2 protein-coding genes are annotated in these 2,182 nt (G+C 63.2%); both read right to left on the reverse strand.

Going from position 1 to position 2,182, the window contains the following annotated elements; genetic code table 11:
• Positions 1–79 precede the first annotated feature (79 nt).
• The gene (locus tag ACW9I6_RS32165) at positions 80–1,375 is read right to left on the reverse strand and encodes an ATP-binding protein (protein WP_003214046.1); all 1,296 of its coding nucleotides are present in this window, start codon (positions 1,373–1,375) and stop codon (positions 80–82) included.
• Between the two features lie 3 nt (positions 1,376–1,378).
• Positions 1,379–2,080: a response regulator transcription factor gene (locus tag ACW9I6_RS32170; RefSeq protein WP_008430287.1), complete on the reverse strand. Its 702-nt coding sequence runs from the start codon at positions 2,078–2,080 to the stop codon at positions 1,379–1,381.
• Positions 2,081–2,182: the final 102 nt, after the last annotated feature.

A 2,182-nucleotide genomic window follows, 5' to 3' on the forward strand; every position in this document is an offset into this window, starting at 1 on the left:
TGTATCAGTTAGCAAAGATGCAAGCTGACCCACCGCCATCGCAGGCAAGCCAGCTCCCACAATGGTTTTGTGGTGTTCTTTAACTCGGCAGCCAGAGGCGGAAGCGTGCACCACCCAATGGCGAAGCCTGGGCCGTCAATGTTCCGCCCTGCGCCTCCAGCGCCCGCCGGCTGATGGCCAACCCCAGGCCAAAACCGCCAGTGGCTCGATCCCGGCTGCGATCCAACCGGTAGAACGGCTCGAAAATCCGCTCCCGCTGGTCAACCGGAATGCCAATGCCGTCATCATCCACGCAAATCTCGCACCCCCTGGGACACACCTTCACCCCCACCTGAATACGCCGCTCGCAATACCGCATGGCGTTGCGCAGCAGGTTTTGCAGGGCCCGGGCGGTCAGGCGCGGGTCCAGGGTGAAGCGTTCCACGGCGCAGTCCAGCACCACGTCCATCACGATATCGGGGTTTTCCAGTTCGTCGTCGACGCTGCCCAGGATGCTGTCGATGAACTCATCCAGCACCACTTCCACCCGCTCGGGTGTTTGCGCCGGGTTTTGCAAACGGCTGTAGGAGAGCAGCTCCAGCACCAGCTCATCCAGCTCGCGAATGTGCGCCACCAACCCTTGCAGCCGCTCACGGCTGGCCGCCGGGAGGTCGTCGGACAGCGCCAGGGCCAGGCCGAAGTCCAGGCGCGTCAGCGGCGTACGCAGTTCATGGGAGACCGCATTGAGCAAATCACGTTGCTGGTTGAGCAGCTGTTCGATGTCGTTGGCCATGGTGTCGAACACCGCCGCCAGGCTGCCGATGTTGGAGCTGGGCGGGATTTTTGTGCGGGCCGCAAGGTTGCCCTGGCCGAGTTGCGCGGCGGTGCTTTTCAGGCGCTCCAGGTCGCGCCAGTGGGGCCGCAGCCAGAACAGCAGGCATGCCAGCAGCGCCGCGCCGATCAGCACGTTCATGCTCCAGTACAGCAGGTTCATGTCCAGCGGGTCCGGCGGTACCGAGACCTTGACCACCAACTGGTCGTCCAGGGCCGAGCTGACGTCGTCCGCCCAGCCCCACTCGCCCAGGCGAATCACCATCTGGTCTTTTTCCAGCAGGCGCTGTTCTTCAGGGGTGTAGCTGGCGTCCTGGATACGCAGCAGTTGCACCTTCAGCGGCGCGAAATCCGCCGACAGTCGCACGGTGACATTGGCCCACTGCTCCATCGGCACCCGTCGATACTCCTTGACGATCAGGCTCTGCATGCCTCGGGACTGCTCGATGTTGTAGTTCATGTAACGGTGTTCAAACAGCTGGATCACCGCCCGGGGCACCAGGTAAATCGCGGCGGCGAAGGTGACGATGGTGATCAGGTACAGCCGAATCAGGACGCGAAACATGGCTCAGCATTCCCACTCGGAACGGCTGAACAGGTAGCCCTTGCCCCACACCGTCTTGATCTTGCGCGCCTCGCCCGCGTGGTCGTCGAACTTGCGCCGCAGCTTGGAAATCGCCACGTCCACCGAACGGTCGGTGCCGTTGAACTCAATGCCGCGCAGGCGTTGCAGGATCTGGTCGCGGCTGAGCACTTCGCCGGCGTGCCGGGCCAGCACCACCAGCAGGTTGTATTCACCGCTGGACAGCTCAACCGGCTGGCCGCGCCAGGTCACGGTGCGTTCCGACAGGTCGATGCACAGGTTGCCCATCAGGATCTGGTCGTTGGCCACCTGGGGTTCGGTGAGGCTGCTGCGGCGCAGCAAGGTTCGCACCCGCGCCAGCAATACCCGCGGCTCGCAGGGTTTGGTGACGTAGTCGTCGGCGCCCATTTCCAGGCCCAACACCTGGTCGTGGCTGTCGTCGCGGGCGGTGAGCATCAGGATCGGCAGCGTGGCCGAGTCGGCCCGCAGCAACCGGCAGACCTGCAGGCCGTCGAGGCCCGGCAGCATCAGGTCGAGGATCACCAGGTCCGGCGGGTTGAGTCGCGCACGCTCGCGCACGTGGTCGCCACGGCTGAGCACGCTGACGTGATAGCCGTTGCGTTCCAGGTAACTGGCGATCAATTCGGAGAGCGCGGCGTCGTCTTCCACCAGAAGAATGTTGGGCATGGTATTTCCAAATAATACAATTTCTGAGTAGTACGCAAATCCAATGTGGGAGCGGGCTTGCTCGCGAAAGCGGTGTTTCAGTTAACGCACACGACGACTGAC

The organism is Pseudomonas sp. SDO5522_S412 (assembly GCF_054071215.1).

Coding starts and splice junctions, on each gene's coding strand:
- ACW9I6_RS32165 (WP_003214046.1), bottom strand. CDS start 1,375: ATGTTTCGCGTCCTGATTCGGCTGTACCTGATCACCATCGTCACCTTC.
- ACW9I6_RS32170 (WP_008430287.1), bottom strand. CDS start 2,080: ATGCCCAACATTCTTCTGGTGGAAGACGACGCCGCGCTCTCCGAATTG.